We start from the raw sequence: 20880 nt of genomic DNA, 5'->3' as shown, positions 1-20880 counted from the left end.
GTGTATGTTGGCGTTTTATATTCAAAATGAATGATATGAACACCATCGTATTTGTTGAAGATGATCCCGAAGTTGGCTCACTGATTGCAGCCTATCTGGCCCGGCATGATATTGAGGTTATCCTTGAACCTCGTGGTGATTTGGCCGAGGAGAAAATCCTGCACGTTCAACCCGATCTGGTGTTATTAGATATCATGCTGCCGGGCAAAGACGGGATGACTATCTGCCGCGATTTACGCGGGCGCTGGCAAGGCCCGATTGTCCTGCTCACCTCGCTGGACAGCGACATGAACCATATCCTTGCGCTGGAAATGGGCGCCTGTGACTACATCCTGAAGACAACGCCGCCAGCTGTGCTGCTGGCTCGCCTGCGCCTGCACCTGCGCCAGAATGAACACTCAGCACAGTCTAAAGGCATTCAGGCGGCAACCATCACACCGCACACAACGCTGCGCTTTGGCACACTCGCAATCGATCCCACCAACCGCTCCGTGCTGCTCGGCGGCGAGCAAATCTCTCTTTCCACCGCTGATTTTGAATTACTGTGGGAGTTGGCAACCCATGCCGGGCAGATTATGGACCGTGATGCGTTGCTAAAGAACCTGCGTGGCGTAAGTTATGACGGTATGGATCGCAGCGTCGATGTCGCGATTTCCCGCTTACGCAAAAAACTTCTCGATAACGCGACTGAACCCTATCGAATCAAAACGGTACGCAACAAAGGTTATCTGTTCGCACCGCACGCCTGGGACGACTAGCCGCAGAAGTAATGCCACCGGGCCGATCTCATTGGTCGGCTGGATTATTCGCAATACGTTACACTGTCACGTGTAATCGTCTACAGAACAGGCATATAAACGCCATCCGAAGCCGTTCCACACTTTTTGTGTGGCTGTAGCCCTCCCCCCTCCCTATAATCCGTCGCGGTCCTGAACCCTTATGGTTCATAGGTTTTTTTCGCACTAACAAAACTCTTTCCGGCATTTCAGGTGCTGAATGAGGCAAGAGGCTACAATATGTTCGTAACGCTTGCGTATATCGCGTTCTTTTTGGTTTGTTCATGGGCAATTTTTAGAATCAACCAAAAAAGTCACTCTCTTTCAAAAAGCGTCTTCATCGCTATTTTTATGGGTGCCGTTATCGGCTTATCCCTGCATCTCATTGCTGCTGACGAAAGTAAAACAGTTATCGACTGGTATAATGTTATCGGCAACGGTTATGTTAATTTACTGAAGCTGGTTGCGGTTCCGCTGATTTTCATCTCTATTCTCTCAGCCATTAATAAGCTCGAAAACAGCGCTGGCATTGGGAAAATGTCGTTAACCATTGTCGGATGCATGCTCTGTCTGGTAATGATTGCCGGTTTTATTGGGCTGTTGACTGCGCATGTATTAGGTCTGGACGCCAGTGCGTTTGTTCATATGCAGTCCACACTGACTGCAGACGATGTGAGTAAAACTGCCGCCATTTCACTACCTAAACTGGTTACATCTCTGATCCCCACGAATATCTTCCTCGACCTAACAGGAGCCAGAAGCGTTTCCGTCATTGGCATTGTTATCTTCACCCTGCTTGCCGGCGTGGCATTATTAAAGGTCAAACAAGACGCCCCGCAAGAAGGTGAAAAATTAAGTGCTGGTATTAACGCTATCCAGATTTGGGTGATGAAAATGGTGCGCATCGTTATTGCCCTCACCCCTTATGGTGTGATGGCATTAATGGCAGGCGTATTTTCCGCATATCGATTTGAACAATTTGCCAGTTTGTTAGGCTTTATTGCTGCCTGTTACCTTGCGATTCTGATGATGTTTATCGTCCACGCACTGATACTGGTTCTGAGCGGAAATAATCCCGTTCACTATTTTAAAACTGTCTGGCCAGTATTAACTTTTGCATTTGTTTCACGCAGCAGTGCAGCATCTATTCCACTGGCTATTTCCGCACAGGAAAAATTTGGCGTGCAAAACACCATTGCTAATATTGCGGCTTCATTCGGCTCCAGCATGGGGCAAAACGGCTGCGCCGGGATCTACCCGGCTATTATGGTGGCGATGATTGCTCCAACAATTGGGATTGATCCGCTATCAGTACATTTTTTGCTCGCCATGCTACCTGCGATTGCGCTGGGTTCTATTGGGGTGGCGGGTGTAGGCGGTGGCGGAACATTTGCTGCACTGATCGTCCTTTCAACGCTGAACTTCCCGGTCGCGCTGGTGGGGATTTTCATTGCTATCGAGCCTGTCGTCGATATGGCCAGAACGGCATTAAACGTGAACGGTTCGATGATGTCTGGCGTGCTGGCTAACCGGATCCTGAAAAAGAGTACTGAAAAACCACAACCCGTGAACGCGAATTAGTCAGTCTTAAAAAGATCAAAGCCTTCCTGTTCCTGGAAGGCTTTCTTTTGTGTCAACTAAACGTCAGTCCGTCGTATTTTTTCCAACGGTAGTTTACGGCGGAGATAATCCAGCAGCCGATAAAGACGCCAATAATCGCAAATCCGACATTTCCCATATGGTCACTCAAATTGCTGACGGTATCCCACAAACCACCCTGGAGCGAAAACGCGTCAGAGAGAAGTCCCAGCGCCTCCAGCCCGCCAATAAATAGAGCAACAATCACGGAAGTCCCGGTAATGGTCATATTGTAATAGAGCTTGCGTTGCGGCTTATTGAACGCCCAGCCGTAGGCCTCAACCATCAGAATACTGTCGAGACAATCAATTAACGCCATACCGCAGGTAAACAGCGCCGGGAACACGAGAATTGACCAAACCGACATGCCACTGGACGCGCTTGAAGCAGAAATTCCCAGCAAAGAAATTTCAGTGGCGGTATCAAAACCCAGACCAAACAGAAAACCGACAAAATACATATGCCAGTCTTTACCTACCAGCCGAAACGCTGAGCGGAAAAGCCAGTTTAGAGGGCCTGAAACAGTAATATCTTCCGTGGCGCCATCGTAAGCACCGGTGCGTTTAAGATGGCGGAATGCCTTCCAGACCTGGCAGAAAATAATGAGATTAATGGTAGCCAGAATCAGCAAAAATACGGCAGAGACCGTAGTTCCTATCAGACCGCCGACATTCTGAAACCATGCCATATGTTGCTTAAACACGCTGGTGGTCAGTGCAATGCCAATGCTTGCCAGTACCACAATGGTGGAGTGCCCCAAAGAAAACCAGGCTCCCGTCGTCAGGGCGCGTTTTTTCTGCTGCATAAGTTTACGCGTAGCGCTGTCTATCGCGGCGATATGATCGGCATCAACGGCATGGCGCAAACCATAGCACCACGCAATCAGACTCAGTGCCAGTAATGACGTGTTGTTGCCAAACGCGGTGAAAGCCCATAGCCACGCCACAATGTTTGCCCCGATGAGTAAGACCATCAACAAAACAATATTCGGGCGTTTTTTAAATAATGAAAACAATGCGTTCATTGTTTCCCGCCGATTACATTTGAGCTAAACAACACACCACACCACCGTTCACTGATTAATTAATATAACGTTTATCAGGCTAATGATAACTCTTAAGAATTACTAACCCAGTGTCGTAGATCAAAGTTGATTACCACCTGAAGCAAGTTCCGCCATCGCTAGCTCCGCAATACGCAGAGGTACCGTTGCGCTGTCGCCCTCTTGCAGAAACCAGACGGACGACAACCCGCACCAGGCAACAATCCACATCAGTAAACGCTGCCGTTCAATTCTGGCGATTTCAGACACAATGTTGACTCGTTGCGTGAATCTTTCCGGCTCAATGGCGACAGGTCTGGTGGGCTCGGCAAGATCGGGGTTAGTAAAAATATTGGCGTAATCAAAGCCACGCTCGCCCAGCAGTCCTTTGGGATCGATAGCCAGCCATCCTCTCGTTCCAAAATCAAGAATATTGCCGTGGTGTAGATCGCCATGTAATACGACTTCATCATGGGGTGAAGATAGCAGTACGTTTGCCACCGCAGCACAACGCGTCAGGATACCGCCATGCTTTTTCGCGGCAGGAGCCAGATCGCGAAACCAATGGTGCAGAGGTGTTAACGCAGGCGTAGACGCATTTCGGGAGAGATGGAGTCTACTGGCAGCATGGCAAATAATGCGACAGGCCTGCGCATCGTTGCCAGTCCAGGACATGTCCGCTAAAGACTCTGTCCCTGTCGCACGTTCCAGCAGAATCGCCCCTGCTGCATGAGCAAGTACTTTCGCTGCGCCATTTCCGTTCCACCAGACCATGAGTTCACAGCCGATCCGTTCACTGTCATCGTCGGTGATCTTTAGTATGGCTTTCTGCCCGTCCTTGACCACCACCACAGGCAAAAGCTGCGATGTGTGCGTTTCAAACGGTTCACCATCTGGAGTGAGCCCCCAACGGTTGAGCCAGGTGTTGAACAGACGATTTTCCAAACAATATCCTCATTTTTCTCTGGAAGATGGTAATCAACAAGATCCGTGTCGGCATTATTCCTGTTTTCTTTTGGTTGAGCCACAACCCCCACTTCCATCATCACTGACTTATCGGGTAGAGCACTAACAGGCACATCCTTGTGTATCTGTGTGCCATGCTGACTGTGTTCGGTATATGAGGAGGACACGATGATCACGTTATGCAAAACCTGTGGAACATCCTATGAGGTAGCTGGCGCCCATCCGGAACATTGCGATATCTGCCTGGATGAACGTCAATATGTCCCCACAAGCGGGCAGAAATGGATCGATTTTGGCACCCTGTGTGCATCACATACAAATAAGTGGAAGCAACACGACAGTACTCTCCTAAGCATCCGCACCGTTCCTGATTTTGCAATTGATCAGCGCGCGTTTCTTGTGCGCACCCCAGAAGGAAATATTCTGTGGGACTGCATTGCCACGCTCGACGATGCCACAAAAACGCTAATAACGTCCCTTGGCGGCCTTAAGGCTATCGCGATTTCGCATCCTCATTACTACACCACCATGCAGGACTGGGCTGCGGAATTTAACGCGCCGATTTACCTTCATGCCAGCGACAGAAGGTGGGTAATGCGCGACAGCCCGTGGATTAGATTCTGGGATGGCGACACCATTGAGTTAACCCGTGACGTCAAGGTGATACGTCTCGGCGGGCACTTTGCTGGCGGCTGCGTCCTGCACTGGGCGCGTGACGAAGGCGTCGTGCTTTCTGGCGACATCGTTCAAGTTACACCAGGTGCCCATGCAGTCTCATTTATGTGGAGCTACCCCAATATGCTACCGTTGCCAGCCGCCACCGTCAGCGACATCATCCAACGCCTGAGAACAGTGAAATTTAAGCAACTTTACGGCGCATTTGAAGGAAAAAATATTACGCAAAATGCCGATGAAATTGTGCGCCGTTCAGGTGAAAAATATATTTCCTGCCTCAAATAAACCGGCAGTTTATTCACCAACCATGCTCAGGAAGGTAAAAATGGATAGAACTTATAAATCACGCCCATCACAGAAATACTCACTATCACACTGATAATGAAGTAGGTTTTGAAAGGCTCCTTTTGTGTTTTATGGCGAAAGATTTGTTGACCCGCAATCGCGCCGCCCCACCCGCCCACAACGCCAAACACCAGCAATGTGGATTCCGGCACTCTGCGCCAGTCCTTACGTGCCGCCATTTTGTCCACGCCGTATAACAGCAGCGTCAAAACGTTGGCGAGTAGAAACCATATAACAAGAGGATAAGCGGTGAAAATGCAGCCGACCGCTGCGAAAATGAGTAGCGAATAACAACAGCGATTGAGATTCATATTTTCAGTCACAGCACTTTTCAGGAAGTATCGACACGCATTATACGCAAGGTCAGTCATCCCTGCCACGGGTGAGAATATCCCTTTTATTATTATGCCTATATCCCCAAAGATAGCGCAAATTCTCTGGTCTGCGGCGTACCTAACAATTCAAACAAGAGAGCCGTTTTCATTATTCAAAACAAATGGTAATTTATTAAACCCAAATGGAGAAATTGTTCTGGAGTCACAAGGATGAGAAAATACTCATATCCATATTTGTTTTTTGTTACCGTCTCATCTCTCGGCGCAATTTTTCTCTTTTATTGGTGGAGGGTAACGATATACAGAGCGACATTTCTCTACCCGCTCACATCCAAATACCTCATGCTTATTTCTCTGGCAGTGTCATTGTTAATTACCTTATTTCTGGTAGGTAATGGGATAATGAAAAAAAGTCCCTTCCAAACTTATCTAAAATTATTTGGTGGTATCAGCATTGCCATGGTGCTGTTTTCAGTGATCATGGTTATGGCGATAACCTGGTTCATTCCGGGTGTCCCCTCGTCCTATACCACCACATACGTCTATGCTACAGGAAGTTCGAAAAGCTGTTCGGGGGCTGATGTTGACGATCCAGACCTTGGGACTAATATCAGAATTTGCTATCCCGAAGGTAACTACGAATATAACAACACCATCTACGTTGAGAAACGAAGTAACCTTTTAGGTGCGGTCGTGACGTACGCCAGAACAACCCCATCCCGATTTTGATTAACTTACAGCATAGAAAGCAATGCGTGATCCAGCGAAAGGTCATTCTGCGCCCGTAGGGGCCATAAGAATGCAGAAAAGAGATATACAGTGTACTCTGCGTGGACAAGCACGCCGGATGGTGATCGGAGAACCTTTCTGAACCCACGCATCGGCGGATACTGCTGTGCCCACTTTTCCCCTGAGGGACACGTGCACTCGCTAACTTATTGAGCGTTCGGTGATTTTTTATGAAGAAACTGTTTGTGCAGTTTTACCTCCTGCTGTTTGTCTGCTTTTTGGTGATGACCCTGTTGGTCGGTCTGGTATACAAATTCACCGCAGAACGCGCAGGCAGACAGTCGCTCGACGATTTGATGAAAAGCTCGTTGTACCTGATGCGCAGTGAACTACGCGAAATCCCGCCACGCGACTGGGGTAAGACGCTGAAGGAGATGGATTTAAACCTCTCATTTGACCTTCGCGTTGAACCGCTAAATAAGTACACACTGGATGCCCCAACCATGCAGCGTTTGCGCGAAGGCGATATTGTGGCACTTGACGATCAATACACCTTTATTCAACGCATTCCTCGCAGCCATTACGTGCTAGCCGTCGGCCCGGTTCCTTATCTCTATTTTCTTCATCAAATGCGCTTGCTGGACATCGCGCTGATGGCGTTTATTGCTATCTCACTGGCCTTCCCGGTACTGATCTGGATGCGCCCGCACTGGCAGGAAATGCTCAGACTCGAATCCGCCGCACAACGTTTTGGTGAAGGACATCTGAGTGAACGCCTTCATTTTGACAGTGGTTCCAGCTTTGAGCGCCTGGGCGTAGCGTTTAATCAAATGGCCGACAATATCAATGCGCTGATCGCCAGTAAAAAACAGCTCATCGATGGTATTGCCCATGAGCTTCGTACCCCGCTGGTACGTTTACGTTACCGGCTGGAAATGAGTGATAACCTCACCGAGCAGGAATCTCAGGCTCTGAATCGTGATATCGGCCAACTGGAAGCGTTGATCGAAGAGTTACTGACCTACGCCCGCTTGGATCGCCCGCAAAATGAACTGAAACTCAGCGTACCAGACCTACCTGCTTGGTTAACCACCCATCTGGAGGATGTGCAAAGCGTGAATCCTGACCGTGTGGTGCAATTACGTCATCTCGAAACTGGCGACTACGGCGCGTTGGATATGCGCCTGATGGAGCGGGTCCTGGATAATTTGCTGAACAATGCCCTACGCTATTGCCAGTCTACAGTGCAAGCCAGTCTGCTGCTGAGCGGCAATCAAGCCACGCTGGTAGTGGAAGACGACGGTCCCGGTATTGCACCAGACGCACGTGAACAGGTTTTTGAACCGTTTGTACGCCTTGATCCCAGCCGCGATCGGGCGACCGGGGGTTGTGGGCTTGGGTTAGCCATCGTCCACTCAATAGCGTTGGCTATGGGAGGGACGGTCGTCTGTGGTGAAAGTGAACTTGGCGGTGCCCGTTTTACTTTCCGTTGGCCCGTCTGGCATAACATTCCTGAAATTTCAGCTGCCTGACCTATTCTGCTCGGTGGTCAGGCGATGGATGTTGTGTTATAAAAAAGTATGTTGTAACTAAAATGGTAAACCTATGGCCCGTTACGATCTCGTTGACCGCCTGAACGGCACCTTTCGCCAGATGGAACAAGAACTGGCGCTTCTGAACGAAAACCTGTTGCAGCAGACGCTGCTTATTGCCCGCGTATTCTCGTTACCGGAAGTGGTCAAAGAGGCAGAGCATGCCCCTCTGCAAAACATTGATGTTAAGCAGCACTTAGGCAAAGAGGCTGAAGCGCTGGCATTGCGTCATTACCGTCACCTGTTTATTCAGCAGCAGTCCGAAAACCGCAGCAGCAAAGCGGCCGTCCGCCTGCCGGGTGTATTGTGCTACCAGGTTGATAATGCGGCGCAATGTGCTCTGGAAGAACAAATCCAGCGTATAAACCAGTTGAAAACCACCTTCGAGCGCATTGTTACAGTAGAATCAGGGCTGGCGCCGGCAGCACGTTTCGAATGGGTGCATCGCCACCTGCCGGGGCTGATTACACTGAATGCCTATCGCACGCTCACCGTTGTCAGAGATCCTGCCACCCTGCGATTCGGCTGGGCTAATAAGCACATCATAAAAAACCTGAAACGCGATGAAGTGCTGCAGCAACTGGAAAAAAGCCTGACCTCACCCCGCAGCGTTCATCCCTGGACTCGTGAAGAATGGCAGCAGAAGCTTGAACGCGAATATCAGGATATCGCCGCCTTACCGCAGCAGGCCCGCCTGAAGATCAAAAGGCCGGTAAAAGTGCAGCCTATTGCCCGCGTCTGGTACAAAGGAGAGCAAAAACAGGTGCAATATGCCTGCCCGACACCACTGATTGCTTTGCTTAATAACGACAACGGTATGACCGTACCGGATATCGGCGAGTTACTGAATTACGATGCCGAAAACGTTCAGCATCGCTTTAAACCTCAGGCGCAGCCGTTGAGATTGGTTATTCCCCGGCTGCACCTGTACGTTGCGGATTAACTGCCTGGCCGCATGCTGCCAACCATCAGCTCCGGACGTACCCAGCTGTCGAACTCCGCTTCGGTTAGATATCCCAGCGCCAGAGCGGAGGCTTTTAGCGTCAGCCCTTCTTTATGCGCTTTTTTGGCAATTTCAGCCGCTTTATCGTAACCGATATGGGTGTTGAGCGCGGTCACCAGCATCAGCGACTCATTGAGCAGTTGATCTATTCGTTCACGGTTGGGCTCGATTCCCGTCGCACAATGTTCATTGAAGCTTTCCATACCGTCCGCCAGCAGGCGTACCGACTGCAGGAAGTTGTGGATGACCATCGGTCGATAGACGTTGAGCTCAAAGTTACCTGACGCCCCGCCCATATTGATGGCGACATCGTTGCCCATCACCTGGCAGCAAAGCATAGTCAGCGCTTCACACTGGGTAGGATTGACTTTACCCGGCATGATCGAGCTGCCCGGTTCATTTTCCGGAATTGAAATTTCGCCAATACCACAGCGCGGGCCAGATGCCAGCCAGCGTACATCGTTGGCGATTTTCATCAGCGATGCTGCCAGCCCTTTTAGCGCTCCGTGGGCATGAACCAGCGCATCGCAGGTGGCCAGCGCTTCAAATTTATTCGGAGCGGTAACGAACGGCGCGCAGGTAATGACCCGCAGTTCATCCGCGACCCGGCGGGCGTATTCGGGATGAGTGTTCAGTCCTGTACCTACCGCGGTTCCCCCCAACGCCAGTTCTGCCACATGCGGTAAACTGTTTTCAATGTGTCTGAGGTTATGTTCAAGCATTGCTACCCAGCCGGAAATCTCCTGGCCAAGCGTAAGTGGAGTTGCATCTTGCAGATGTGTACGACCAATTTTAACGATATCGGCGAAAGCGTGGGACTTATCACTGAGCGTTTTGGTCAACACATTTAATTGTGGGATCAAAGATTTACGCAGCGCCAGCAGTGCGGCAACGTGCATTGCCGTCGGGAAGACATCGTTCGAGCTTTGGCTTTTATTGACATCATCGTTGGGGTGTACTTTCCGCTCCATTCCCCGCTCACCGCCCAGCAACTCGCTGGCCCGGTTGGCCAGCACCTCGTTCATGTTCATATTGCTTTGCGTGCCGGACCCGGTTTGCCAGATGGCCAGCGGAAACTCATCGCGGTGTTTATCTGCCAACACTTCATCTGCAGCCTGCATAATAGCCCTGGCTTTATCCTCCGCCAGCAGCCCCAGATCCTGGTTAACCTTTGCCGCAGCGCGTTTCGTCAGCGCCAGCGCATGGATCAACGAGACCGGCATTTTCTCCGTTGAGATACGAAAATGCTCCAGTGAACGTTGGGTTTGCGCGCCCCAAAGCTTATCGGCAGGAACATCAATCGCCCCCATTGAATCATTCTCGCGGCGTACCGTTACCATTACCTGCTCCTTACATTAACAGTTGATTAGGTTATGTTTCGACATTGCCCATTTGCATTGGTCTTATGAGTATTAACGAGGATAAAGCTGTCGTTTGGTGGTTCGTGCGGTAAAAAAAACCGCCCCGAAGGGCGGCTGACGTTACTTAACGCAGCGTGCGCACTGCGACGTCTGAATTTGCTTGAAGAAATCATTGCCTTTGTCATCTACCAGGATAAACGCCGGGAAATCTTCCACTTCAATTTTCCAGATGGCTTCCATCCCGAGTTCCGGGTATTCCACGCACTCCAGACTCTTGATACTGCCCTGGGCCAGCACCGCGGCGGGGCCGCCAATACTGCCTAAATAGAAGCCGCCATGCTTATGGCAGGCATCGGTCACCTGCTGGCTGCGGTTGCCTTTCGCCAGCATGATCATGCTTCCACCAGCAGCCTGAAGCTGGTCAACATACGAGTCCATACGCCCGGCCGTGGTTGGCCCCAGCGAACCCGAAGCATAGCCTTCCGGCGTTTTTGCCGGACCTGCGTAATAGATCGGGTGATCTTTAACATACTGCGGCAAACTTTCGCCGTTATCCAGACGTTCTTTCAGTTTCGCATGCGCAATATCACGGCCAACGATAATTGTACCGTTGAGCGACAGTCGCGTGGAAACCGGATACTGGGAAAGCTGAGCCAGGATCTCTTTCATCGGACGATTGAGGTCAACGCGTACCGCTTCGCCCTCTCCCGCCTGGCGCAGCTCTTCCGGTATAAATTTGCCAGGATTATGTTCCAGTTTTTCGATCCAGATACCTTCACGGTTGATCTTGGCTTTGATATTTCGATCGGCTGAGCAAGAAACACCCATACCAACCGGACATGACGCGCCGTGACGCGGCAGGCGGATCACGCGGATATCATGCGCGAAATACTTCCCGCCAAACTGCGCGCCCAGTCCCAAATTCTGCGCCTCAATCAGCAGCTCTTTTTCCAGCTCTACATCGCGGAATGCCTGGCCGTGTTCGTTACCTTCTGTCGGCAGTTCGTCGTAGTATTTTGCAGAAGCCAGTTTGACCGTTTTCAGCGTGGCTTCTGCCGATGTTCCACCGATTACGAACGCGATGTGATACGGCGGACAAGCCGCAGTGCCCAACGTACGCATTTTCTCAACCAGGTAATTTTTTAATTTGCCCGGCGTTAGCAGCGCTTTGGTTTCCTGGTACAGATAGGTTTTGTTCGCCGAACCACCACCTTTGGCAATACACAGGAATTTGTATTCATCGCCGTCGACGGTATACAAATCGATTTGTGCTGGCAGGTTGGTACCGGTGTTCACCTCTTTATACATATCCAGCGCTGCGTTTTGTGAATAGCGCAGGTTGTCTTCGATGTAGGTGTTATAGACGCCTCGTGCCAGCGCCTCCTCATCGCCCCCACCGGTCCAGACGCGCTGACCTTTTTTACCCACGATAATCGCAGTTCCGGTGTCCTGACAGGTCGGCAAAATGCCTTTTGCCGCGATGTCAGAGTTACGCAGGAATTGCAGGGCCACATACTTGTCGTTTTCACTGGCCTCCGGGTCGCGAAGAATATCGGCTACCTGCTGTTGATGTGCGGGACGCAGCATAAACGACGCATCATGAAAGGCCTGACGAGCCAACAGGGTTAAGGCTTGCGGTGCAACTTTAACAATCTCCTGCCCTTCAAATTCGGCAACAGAGACATAGTCGCTGGTCAGCAGATAGTATTCGGTATCATCCTTTTTGAGGGGGAAAGGATGCTGATAATGAAAGGGTTTGTTTGACATTGTGCTCTCACTTACTGCTCGGTCTGGTTATTCTCTGGGCAGATGTTCCATTGCCCTGCTTCCCTGCCGCAGATCCGGTTGTAGAAGGAAGAGCTTTCTGCAACCGGAATTACTCAGGGTATTAAAAGCGAGTCACCATATCCTACACATTTTTTTAACAAAAACTGAGACAAGTACGACTTTTTACATGTGCAGGTTACTTCGCTCAGGGTTTCTTGGTTTAATAGCCGTAGAAAATTCAACATTGAAACAGGGCTTGATAATGCAAAAACTCATCAACTCAGTGCAGAACTACGCCTGGGGAAGTAAAACGGCGTTAACGGAACTCTATGGCATTGCCAACCCCACTCAGCAACCGATGGCTGAGCTGTGGATGGGGGCGCATCCGAAAAGCAGTTCGCAGGTTCTCGGCGCTGACGGTCAGACGGTTGCTCTGCGCGACGTTATCGAGCACGATAAATCCGCACTGCTGGGCGATGCCGTTGCCCAACGTTTTGGTGAACTGCCCTTCCTGTTTAAAGTGCTCTGCGCTGCTCAACCGCTTTCGATTCAGGTTCATCCTAACAAGCACAACTCTGAAATCGGATTTGCCAAAGAAAACGCCGCGGGGATCCCGATGGATGCGGCCGAGCGCAACTACAAGGATCCTAATCACAAACCAGAACTGGTATTTGCTTTGACGCCTTTTCTGGCGATGAACGCATTCCGCGAGTTCTCTGAAATTGTTGCATTGTTACAACCCGTTTCCGCCGCACATCCGGCTATTGCGCATTTCCTGGAAGAGCCGAGTGCGGAACGTCTGAGCTATCTTTTCGCCAGCTTGCTGAATATGCAGGATGAGGAGAAATCCCATGCGTTGGCGATCCTGAAATCGGCGCTGAACAGCCAGCAGGGAGAACCCTGGCAAACCATCCGTCTGATCGCCGACGTCTACCCGAACGACAGTGGGCTCTTCTCCCCGCTGCTGCTCAATGTGGTGAAACTCAATCCAGGCGAGGCTATGTTCTTATTTGCCGAAACCCCGCACGCTTACCTGCAAGGTGTGGCGCTTGAGGTGATGGCTAACTCGGACAACGTGCTGCGTGCCGGACTGACGCCAAAATATATTGATATCCCGGAACTGGTCGCCAACGTGAAGTTTGTCGCCAAGCCAGCAAACCAGTTACTGACCACGCCGGTTGAATCTGATGGTGAACTGGGCTTCCCAATCCCGGTTGACGATTTTGCGTTCTCCCTGCATGACCTTACTACCAATGGCGCAGATATCAGCCAGCAAAGTGCAGCCATTTTGTTCTGCATAGAGGGTGAAGCTGTATTGAGCAAAGGTGAGCAACGCCTGGTGCTGCTACCGGGTGAATCGGCCTTTATTGGCGCGAATGAATCGCCGGTTTACATCAGTGGCGCAGGTCGTTTAGCACGGGTTTATAACAAGCTATAGCAAGATACTGATATTTTTAACAACTCTTGCTAAGCTGTAGTGAGTTAAAGACATGTCACTCCTCCAGGCGTCTTCAAACGCCTGGTTTTATTTTATGGATATCGAAATGAAAAAATCGCTGGTAGCTGCGGGTGTGGTGGTTGCGCTGGGTATCGTCTGGACGGGCGGTGCCTGGTACACAGGTAAGAAACTTGAAACGCATCTCGCCGAGATGGTGACGCAGGCAAACGATCAGTTAAAACGTTTCTCCCCTGAGGCGGGTATTGAACTGAGTTATCAAAACTACCAGCGCGGGGTGTTCAATAGCCAACTGCAAATGGTGGTGAAACCCATCGCCGGGCAGGCAGATTCCTGGCTAAAACCGGGGCAAAGTATCGTCCTGAATGAAACCGTCGATCACGGTCCATTCCCGCTGGCTCAACTGAAATCACTGAATCTGATCCCGGCTATGGCCTCCGTGAAAACAACGCTGGTCAATAACGACGTTACCAAACCGCTGTTTGATATTGCCAAAGGTGAGTCGCCATTTGTCATTAACTCCCGTATCGGCTACAGCGGCGATACCCGTTCCGATCTCTCCCTCAAACCACTGAACTATGAGAAAGGCGACGAAAAAGTAGCCTTCAGCGGCGGGGAATTCCAGTTTACAGCAGACAAAGAAGGTAACGCTGTCTCGCTGACAGGCAATGCGCAAAGCGGCGTGGTCAATGCGGTCAACGAGTATGACCAGAAAGTACAGATGACTTTCAATAACCTGAAAACTGAGGGTTCCAGCAGTATTGCCAGCTTTGGTGAGCGCATCGGCGACCAGAAATTGTCACTCGATAAACTGTCGATTTCCGTCGAAGGTAAAGAGTTAGCGGTTCTGGAAGGCATGGGTATTGATGGTAAATCCGATCTGATCAACGACGGTAAAACTGTCAACAGCCAGCTGGATTACACGCTGAACAGCCTGAAATTACAGGGGCAGGATATCGGTAGCGGTAAACTGACGCTGAAAGTTGGCCAGATTGACGGTGAAGCACTACACCAGTTCAGTCAGCAATATAGTGCCCAAACCAAGGCACTGATGGCGCAGATTGATGTGGTACAAAATCCTGAGCTTTATCAGCAAAAAGTCACTGAAGCCTTCTTCAATGCGCTGCCGATTCTGATGAAAGGCGAGCCGGCTATCACCATTGCCCCACTGAGCTGGAAAAATGCAAAAGGTGAAACCGCATTTAATCTGTCACTGCTGCTAAAAGATCCGACAGCGAATACTGAGGAACCACAAACGCTGGCTCAGGAAGTGGATCGTTCGGTCAAATCGCTGGATGCTAAACTGACGATTCCGGTCGATATGGCGACTGAGTTCATGACGCAGGTTGCCAAGATTGAAGGTTATCAGCAGGAACAAGCGGCCGATCTGGCGAAGCAACAGGTGAATGGCCTGGCGGCAATGGGTCAGATGTTCCGTATTACAACGATGCAGGACAACGTCATCGGTTCCAGCCTGCAATACGCAAACGGCCAGGTAACGTTAAACGGACAAAAAATGTCGCTGGATGAGTTTGTTGGCATGTTCGGTATGCCTTCTCTCGGCGAACCGGATGCCCCGGCTATCCCGCAACAGTAAATACGCGTGACAACAGGCCCGATAACCGTGTGCTTATCGGGCCTGTTTTATTTTGCCACCACCAGCCGGGCGGAAAGCGTCAGGTTACGCGAATGACCATCATCGTGCCCAATGCGCTGTAGCATGCGCTCAGCAAGGGTATATCCCATTTCACGCGCGGGCGTGCAGGCCCAAATAATGGGGATATCGTCCAGTGCATTTTCCGCTACATCGGCAAATCCGGCTAACGAGATCTGCTGTTCGAAGTAGCGATCTACGCCAATTTCACCACTCTGACGCCCTGCTCTCATCAGGCCAAACCAGGCACCAGCGGCTATGGTTTCGTTGTAGCATACCACTGCGCTGATCGTTGGGTTACGACGTAACAGCGCAGTCACCTCTTCTGCGGCCTGCTTTTGGCTGGATGAACACTCCAGCACCCAGTCGCTATGAAACGGTAAACCATACTTTAGCAACGTCGTACAATAGCCGCCGACACGCTCCGCGCGGGTCAATGAAGAACTCTGCCCCCCCAACCACGCGATGCGCTGATGCCCATGGCGTATCAGATGTTCAACCAGCAATTGCGCTGCCTGCATGTTGTCAGGCCTAACGGTGTCAACGTCATCCAGGTAGCTGGCCCGAGACGCAAACACTACCGGAATCCCCTTATCGGCGGCCAGTTGTTGTAGGTCGTCGCTACTGCCGGCAGCCCCGGCGATCACCACACCATCAACCCCTTGATTAAGCAGCATAGCGAAACGCTGCGCCAGCTGTTCGCCATCTCTGCCACCATGTAATAAAAAAACCATGCGCCCCTGCGCTTCTAATGCTTCCGTCAGACCCGCCGTCAATTCGGCGTAAAACGAGGTGGAGAGGTCGCGCACGATCAAACCAATTACCCCGCTCTGCCCGCCACGCAGCGCTGATGCCTGGCGATTACGCACAAACCCCAGTTGCTCAATAGCGGCATTCACCCGTTCGCCGGTCGCTGATGAAATACGGCCTTTTCCACTAAGCACCAATGAGACGGTACTAACCGAAACGCCCGCGGCCAGCGCAACATCATGGATAGTTATTTTTTTGGCTATAGCCATAAAAACGGAAAACTCCCTGATAACGTGACGGATAAAACGTTTTATCAATCACTTATATTTATACGCTCTATTATCGTTCGATAATGTGATTTGTACCGCACTAAAATTAGGTAAAACGTTTTATCTTCTCGCCATCATTAGTCAGCTAGCTTTTACGAGGAGTCGTTTGATGACGACGAGAACCACACCAAAAATTACGTTATGGGAATTTTTCCAGCAGTTGGGCAAAACCTTTATGCTGCCCGTGGCTCTGCTCTCATTCTGCGGGATCATGTTAGGGATCGGCAGCTCGTTAAGTAGTCATGATGTCTTAACGCTGATCCCGGCATTGGGTAATCCGGTACTGCAGGCTATTTTTACCTGGATGAGCAAAGTAGGCTCATTTGCGTTTAGCTTCTTACCTGTGATGTTCTGTATTGCCATACCTCTCGGCCTGGCTCGCGAGAACAAAGGCGTAGCGGCATTTGCCGGTTTTGTTGGTTATGCGGTGATGAACCTTGCCGTCAACTTCTGGTTAACTGCGAAAGGTATCTTACCTACCACAGATGCCGCGATCCTGAAGGCCAACAACGTGCAGAATATCCTGGGGATCCAGTCGATCGACACCGGGATCCTCGGCGCTGTAATTGCCGGGATCATCGTCTGGATGCTGCATGAACGTTTCCACAACATCCGCCTGCCGGATGCACTGGCCTTCTTCGGCGGTACCCGCTTTGTGCCAATTATCTCTTCGGTGGTGATGGGACTGGTCGGCCTGGTTATTCCCCTGGTTTGGCCGGTTTTCGCCATGGGCATTAACGGGCTCGGCCACATCATCAACAGCGCGGGCGAATTTGGTCCAATGCTGTTTGGTACCGGTGAACGTCTGCTGCTGCCCTTTGGTCTGCATCATATTCTGGTGGCGCTCATTCGCTTCACCGAGGCTGGCGGCACGCAGGAAGTCTGCGGTCACAGCGTGAGCGGCGCACTGACTATTTTCCAGGCTCAGTTGAGCTGTCCGACAACTCAAGGCTTCTCTGAAAGCGCAACCCGCTTCCTGTCGCAGGGTAAAATGCCAGCGTTCCTCGGTGGTTTGCCGGGGGCAGCGCTCGCGATGTACCACTGTGCTCGCCCTGAAAATCGTCATAAAATTAAAGGGTTATTAATTTCTGGCCTCATTGCCTGCGTGATCGGCGGTACAACAGAACCCCTTGAGTTCTTATTCCTGTTCGTTGCCCCAGTTCTGTATGTGATCCACGCCCTGCTGACCGGTCTTGGTTTCACCGTGATGGCGGTGCTTGGCGTCACCATCGGTAACACGGACGGTAACCTGATTGACTTTGTGGTGTTCGGCATCCTGCACGGGCTCTCAACCAAGTGGTATCTGGTCCCTGTTGTGGCGGCGATCTGGTTCGCGGTGTACTACGTGATCTTCCGTTTCGCCATCACACGTTTCAATCTGAAGACCCCGGGTCGTGACGTCGAAATTGCCAGCAATATCGAAAAAGTCATGGCGGGTGCACCGGGTAAATCCGGTTACAACGTCCCTGCCATTCTGGCGGCGCTGGGCGGTGCGGAAAACATTGTCAGCCTGGATAACTGCATTACCCGTCTGCGCTTGTCAGTGAAAGATATGTCGCTTGTTAACGTACAAGCGCTGAAGGACAATCGCGCCATTGGCGTAGTACAACTCAATCAGCATAACCTTCAGGTCGTTATTGGTCCGCAGGTCCAGTCAGTGAAAGACGAGATCGCCGTTCTGATGAACACCGTACAGGCATAAGGACAACAGTATGTTTGATTTTTCAAAGGTGGTGGACAGGCACGGTACCTGGTGTACCCAGTGGGATTACGTTGCCGACCGTTTTGGTTCAGCCGACCTGCTGCCGTTCACCATCTCCGATATGGATTTTGCCACCGCACCTTGCATTCTGGAGGCGCTGACTCAGCGCCTGTCACATGGCGTGCTGGGTTACAGCCGCTGGAAAAATGATGAATTTCTGGCGGCAATTAGTCATTGGTTTCTTACGCGTCATAATACCCAAATCGACCCTCAGTCGCTGGTTTATGGCCCCTCGGTCATCTATATGGTGTCGGAGCTGATCCGCCAGTGGTCTTCTGCGGGTGATGCGGTGGTAATTCATACACCGGCGTACGACGCGTTTTACAAAGCGATTGAAGGTAATCAGCGCCAGGTATGCGCTGTCGGACTTGAAAAGCGCGCTGACGGCTGGGTTTGCGACATGGTTGCGCTGGAAAAAGCGCTCTCCCGGCCTGAAAGTAAAATTCTTCTGCTTTGCAGTCCGCACAACCCAACCGGTAAGGTGTGGACGCGCGATGAACTGGAAACCATGGCGGAACTGTGTCAGCGCCACGGTGTAAAAGTCATCTCTGATGAGATCCATATGGATATGGTATGGGCAGACCAGCCGCACATCCCGTGGAGTAACGTCGCGCGCGACAGTTGGGCGCTGTTCACCTCCGGTTCAAAGAGCTTCAATATTCCGGCGTTAACCGGGGCTTACGGGATTATTGAGGATGAGCAGAGTCGCAACGATTACCTCAGTGCGTTAAAGGGTCGGGATGGTCTTTCCTCACCTGCAGTGCTCGCGCTTAGCGCACATATCGCAGCCTACCAACAGGGCGCTAGCTGGCTTGATGCGCTGCGGGATTACCTTGTCAGTAACCTGCATTACATCGCGCATGAGCTGAATAACGCATTCCCCGAACTGAACTGGCAGGTTCCGCAATCCACCTATCTGGCATGGATTGACTTGCGTCCACTCAACCTTGATGACCATGCACTGCAGGAAGCACTCATCTATCAGCAGAAAGTCGCCATCATGCCCGGATACACATACGGAGAAGAAGGACGAGGTTTTGTGCGCCTCAATGCCGGATGTCCACGTTCCAAACTTGAAAAAGGCGTTCAGGGGTTGATTAACGCCATCCGCACAATACGTTAAATAGTCTTGCGCAATGAAGAACTCATTGCGCAACTCCTTATATAAAAAAACAAATCTGTTTTCTATCGTTTTTTTAATACCAATTCCTCCCTGACTTTTCCTGCCAGTAAAAATCAACAGCAATAAAAATCAAAAAGACAAAATACAAAGCTGAGAAGATAGCCGAAATATAGCGCTGTTTTATATACATAAAAATCATGAATACAACACAAATAAACATTCACAAAAAGAATTTAACTTTTTTTTTACTCCTGTCCCTAACGACATCCATTTTTCTTTGGTATATCCCTTTTAGTAATCAGCGTTATAGCCTCTCTTTTTATCCGGTTATTGCAACCTTTGCTGGTGTATTGCACATTCAGACGGGGTGCTTTATGACGATGAATTACATGAGTTATCGGCGCAAAAAATATCTTTTACCCCTGGCCTGCGCGTTTTATTTCTCGGGGGTTTTCTTATTTCTTGCGCTCTATATTTATTTTTATAAAAACGGCCTTCCTGGTGTCATCTACAATGACATTGCTGTTTTATACTTTATGAGGAACATGTTAATTACGGGGCTGTTTTTTGCAACATACTATTTATATACGTTTAAGAATAAAAAAGAAAAGCATGGTAAAACAGTTATTTACGCCACTTATTTATGGTGCATGTTGCATCTGGTAATGGCTATCCTCTACTCCATCCGTATTACGCCAATATCGTTTCAGTTGGTTGATACAGAAACGTTTGAATGGCTTAGACCCTGGCGTGGTAGCTTTATTTATGTCCTCATTATCTTGTGGACCTGTATCGTTTTATTAGGGGCAAAATTAACCCAGCTAAAAACACAGTTTTGGGTAAGTATGTCACTGGTTGCCCTGAGCAATCTGTTAAGTGTCATCATTATGCTGAAGTACACGCATATAGACTCCGCTGGATGGTATCTCGCCAGAGGCCTGGAGTGCCTTAGCGCAATGGCCGTGATGATCGTGCTCATGTCTGATATTTTCAAGCGCTACAAAGCCTCACGTCAGGCCTATGAATTATCCTATGAAAATTCAGTCCGCGACCCGATGACCCGACTTTTCAACCGTGGCTATTTTCATAACGCACTCAGCAATGAGATTAAAATGACAGCAACCCATAAACCCCTGAGCATTGTCTTTTGCGACATTGATTTCTTTAAGTCGGTCAATGACACCTGGGGACATTTGCAGGGTGACAGAGTGATAATTAAACTGTCAGAAATTATGCAGCGACTGAGTCGGCGTAACGACATCGTGGCGCGTATTGGCGGAGAAGAGTTTGCTATTTTGCTACCTGAAACTAACGCTGATGCAGCATTTAACATCGCAGAGCGAATCAGAAAACACGTAGAACAACAAACTCAGACCACGACTAAAGGTGATTTTCCACGCATCATCACCATCAGCCTGGGTATCGTAACCTCAGTTGATAACCGTTCAGCCCCTGAACAACTTGCTGATTGCGCAGACCGCGCCCTGTATATGGCAAAAAACCGAGGCCGTAATTGCGTTGTGGCCTATTCTGGTGAAGAAGTTTAATAGCAAAGGAAAAGATCACCACCAGGGCGA

General features: G+C 50.3%; 17 protein-coding genes. 11 read left to right on the top strand and 6 right to left on the bottom strand.

Annotated elements, in window-relative coordinates; translation table 11 throughout:
* Positions 1-26 precede the first annotated feature (26 nt).
* Both rstA and OGY37_RS07190 read left to right on the top strand, forming a co-directional pair.
* Positions 27-758 carry a two-component system response regulator RstA gene (gene rstA, locus OGY37_RS07195; RefSeq protein WP_126318176.1) on the top strand — a complete coding sequence of 244 codons (732 nt, stop codon included), beginning with the start codon at positions 27-29 and terminating at the stop codon, positions 756-758.
* 258 nt (positions 759-1016) lie between these two features.
* Complete coding sequence (locus tag OGY37_RS07190; RefSeq protein WP_063941562.1) at positions 1017-2357, top strand: L-cystine transporter; 1341 nt, start codon at positions 1017-1019, stop codon at positions 2355-2357.
* A gap of 52 nt (positions 2358-2409) precedes the next feature.
* Here OGY37_RS07190 and OGY37_RS07185 read toward each other — a convergent pair whose 3' ends face one another.
* Both OGY37_RS07185 and OGY37_RS07180 read right to left on the bottom strand, forming a co-directional pair.
* The gene (locus OGY37_RS07185) at positions 2410-3438 is read right to left on the bottom strand and encodes a HoxN/HupN/NixA family nickel/cobalt transporter (protein ID WP_149280911.1); all 1029 of its coding nucleotides are present in this window, start codon (positions 3436-3438) and stop codon (positions 2410-2412) included.
* Positions 3439-3558: 120 nt separating this feature from the next.
* Positions 3559-4401, bottom strand: a complete 843-nt coding sequence (locus tag OGY37_RS07180; RefSeq protein WP_149280910.1) for an aminoglycoside phosphotransferase family protein — start codon at positions 4399-4401, stop codon at positions 3559-3561.
* A 189-nt stretch (positions 4402-4590) separates the two neighbouring features.
* Between OGY37_RS07180 and OGY37_RS07175 the strand changes: the two genes are divergently transcribed.
* Positions 4591-5382 carry an MBL fold metallo-hydrolase gene (locus OGY37_RS07175; protein WP_148362008.1) on the top strand — a complete coding sequence of 264 codons (792 nt, stop codon included), beginning with the start codon at positions 4591-4593 and terminating at the stop codon, positions 5380-5382.
* Positions 5383-5408: 26 nt separating this feature from the next.
* On the opposite strand, the gene OGY37_RS07170 is transcribed toward OGY37_RS07175, so the two are convergent.
* A complete protein-coding gene (locus OGY37_RS07170; RefSeq protein WP_286620514.1) occupies positions 5409-5753 on the bottom strand; it encodes a DUF1294 domain-containing protein in 345 nt (114 codons plus the stop codon).
* 234 nt (positions 5754-5987) lie between these two features.
* On the opposite strand from OGY37_RS07170, the gene OGY37_RS23385 reads away from it, so the two are divergent.
* From OGY37_RS23385 to tus, 3 genes are all read left to right on the top strand, one after another.
* A complete protein-coding gene (locus tag OGY37_RS23385; protein WP_126318184.1) occupies positions 5988-6506 on the top strand; it encodes a hypothetical protein in 519 nt (172 codons plus the stop codon).
* 230 nt (positions 6507-6736) lie between these two features.
* Positions 6737-8038, top strand: a complete 1302-nt coding sequence (gene rstB / locus OGY37_RS07165) for a two-component system sensor histidine kinase RstB (RefSeq protein WP_003832829.1) — start codon at positions 6737-6739, stop codon at positions 8036-8038.
* A 73-nt stretch (positions 8039-8111) separates the two neighbouring features.
* Positions 8112-9041 carry a DNA replication terminus site-binding protein gene (gene tus / locus OGY37_RS07160; protein WP_286620430.1) on the top strand — a complete coding sequence of 310 codons (930 nt, stop codon included), beginning with the start codon at positions 8112-8114 and terminating at the stop codon, positions 9039-9041.
* Here tus and fumC read toward each other — a convergent pair.
* Positions 9038-10441 carry a class II fumarate hydratase gene (gene fumC / locus OGY37_RS07155; RefSeq protein WP_003832824.1) on the bottom strand — a complete coding sequence of 468 codons (1404 nt, stop codon included), beginning with the start codon at positions 10439-10441 and terminating at the stop codon, positions 9038-9040. The genes tus and fumC overlap by 4 nt on opposite strands.
* A gap of 141 nt (positions 10442-10582) precedes the next feature.
* Positions 10583-12229, bottom strand: a complete 1647-nt coding sequence (gene fumB / locus OGY37_RS07150) for a class I fumarate hydratase (protein ID WP_003832822.1) — start codon at positions 12227-12229, stop codon at positions 10583-10585.
* Between the two features lie 262 nt (positions 12230-12491).
* Between fumB and manA the strand changes: the two genes are divergently transcribed.
* Positions 12492-13667: a mannose-6-phosphate isomerase gene (manA, locus tag OGY37_RS07145; RefSeq protein ID WP_286620428.1), complete on the top strand. Its 1176-nt coding sequence runs from the start codon at positions 12492-12494 to the stop codon at positions 13665-13667.
* 106 nt (positions 13668-13773) lie between these two features.
* The gene (locus tag OGY37_RS07140; protein ID WP_286620426.1) at positions 13774-15282 is read left to right on the top strand and encodes a YdgA family protein; all 1509 of its coding nucleotides are present in this window, start codon (positions 13774-13776) and stop codon (positions 15280-15282) included.
* 47 nt (positions 15283-15329) lie between these two features.
* Here OGY37_RS07140 and OGY37_RS07135 read toward each other — a convergent pair whose 3' ends face one another.
* Positions 15330-16358, bottom strand: a complete 1029-nt coding sequence (locus tag OGY37_RS07135) for a Mal regulon transcriptional regulator MalI (RefSeq protein WP_149384290.1) — start codon at positions 16356-16358, stop codon at positions 15330-15332.
* Between the two features lie 169 nt (positions 16359-16527).
* On the opposite strand from OGY37_RS07135, the gene malX reads away from it, so the two are divergent.
* The 3 genes from malX to OGY37_RS07120 all read left to right on the top strand — a co-directional run bounded on the left by malX (position 16528) and on the right by OGY37_RS07120 (position 20850).
* Positions 16528-18120 carry a maltose/glucose-specific PTS transporter subunit IIBC gene (malX, locus tag OGY37_RS07130; RefSeq protein ID WP_048226592.1) on the top strand — a complete coding sequence of 531 codons (1593 nt, stop codon included), beginning with the start codon at positions 16528-16530 and terminating at the stop codon, positions 18118-18120.
* Positions 18121-18130: 10 nt separating this feature from the next.
* The gene (locus OGY37_RS07125; protein WP_286547237.1) at positions 18131-19303 is read left to right on the top strand and encodes a MalY/PatB family protein; all 1173 of its coding nucleotides are present in this window, start codon (positions 18131-18133) and stop codon (positions 19301-19303) included.
* Between the two features lie 197 nt (positions 19304-19500).
* Positions 19501-20850 (top strand): sensor domain-containing diguanylate cyclase, encoded by a 1350-nt coding sequence (locus tag OGY37_RS07120; protein ID WP_286620425.1) that lies wholly within the window; start codon positions 19501-19503, stop codon positions 20848-20850.
* Positions 20851-20880 lie beyond the last annotated feature (30 nt).

The organism is Citrobacter sp. Cpo030 (genome assembly GCF_030333005.1).
GTDB classification, from domain to species: domain Bacteria; phylum Pseudomonadota; class Gammaproteobacteria; order Enterobacterales; family Enterobacteriaceae; genus Citrobacter; species Citrobacter portucalensis.
The sequence above is the reverse complement of the archived record's forward strand: the minus strand, read 5'-3'. Positions and strand labels throughout refer to the sequence as shown.

Coding starts and splice junctions, on each gene's coding strand:
- rstA (WP_126318176.1), top strand. CDS start 27: ATGAATGATATGAACACCATCGTATTTGTTGAAGATGATCCCGAAGTT.
- OGY37_RS07190 (WP_063941562.1), top strand. CDS start 1,017: ATGTTCGTAACGCTTGCGTATATCGCGTTCTTTTTGGTTTGTTCATGG.
- OGY37_RS07185 (WP_149280911.1), bottom strand. CDS start 3,438: ATGAACGCATTGTTTTCATTATTTAAAAAACGCCCGAATATTGTTTTG.
- OGY37_RS07175 (WP_148362008.1), top strand. CDS start 4,591: ATGATCACGTTATGCAAAACCTGTGGAACATCCTATGAGGTAGCTGGC.
- OGY37_RS07170 (WP_286620514.1), bottom strand. CDS start 5,753: ATGAATCTCAATCGCTGTTGTTATTCGCTACTCATTTTCGCAGCGGTC.
- OGY37_RS23385 (WP_126318184.1), top strand. CDS start 5,988: ATGAGAAAATACTCATATCCATATTTGTTTTTTGTTACCGTCTCATCT.
- rstB (WP_003832829.1), top strand. CDS start 6,737: ATGAAGAAACTGTTTGTGCAGTTTTACCTCCTGCTGTTTGTCTGCTTT.
- tus (WP_286620430.1), top strand. CDS start 8,112: ATGGCCCGTTACGATCTCGTTGACCGCCTGAACGGCACCTTTCGCCAG.
- fumC (WP_003832824.1), bottom strand. CDS start 10,441: ATGGTAACGGTACGCCGCGAGAATGATTCAATGGGGGCGATTGATGTT.
- fumB (WP_003832822.1), bottom strand. CDS start 12,229: ATGTCAAACAAACCCTTTCATTATCAGCATCCTTTCCCCCTCAAAAAG.
- manA (WP_286620428.1), top strand. CDS start 12,492: ATGCAAAAACTCATCAACTCAGTGCAGAACTACGCCTGGGGAAGTAAA.
- OGY37_RS07140 (WP_286620426.1), top strand. CDS start 13,774: ATGAAAAAATCGCTGGTAGCTGCGGGTGTGGTGGTTGCGCTGGGTATC.
- OGY37_RS07135 (WP_149384290.1), bottom strand. CDS start 16,358: ATGGCTATAGCCAAAAAAATAACTATCCATGATGTTGCGCTGGCCGCG.
- malX (WP_048226592.1), top strand. CDS start 16,528: ATGACGACGAGAACCACACCAAAAATTACGTTATGGGAATTTTTCCAG.
- OGY37_RS07125 (WP_286547237.1), top strand. CDS start 18,131: ATGTTTGATTTTTCAAAGGTGGTGGACAGGCACGGTACCTGGTGTACC.
- OGY37_RS07120 (WP_286620425.1), top strand. CDS start 19,501: ATGAATACAACACAAATAAACATTCACAAAAAGAATTTAACTTTTTTT.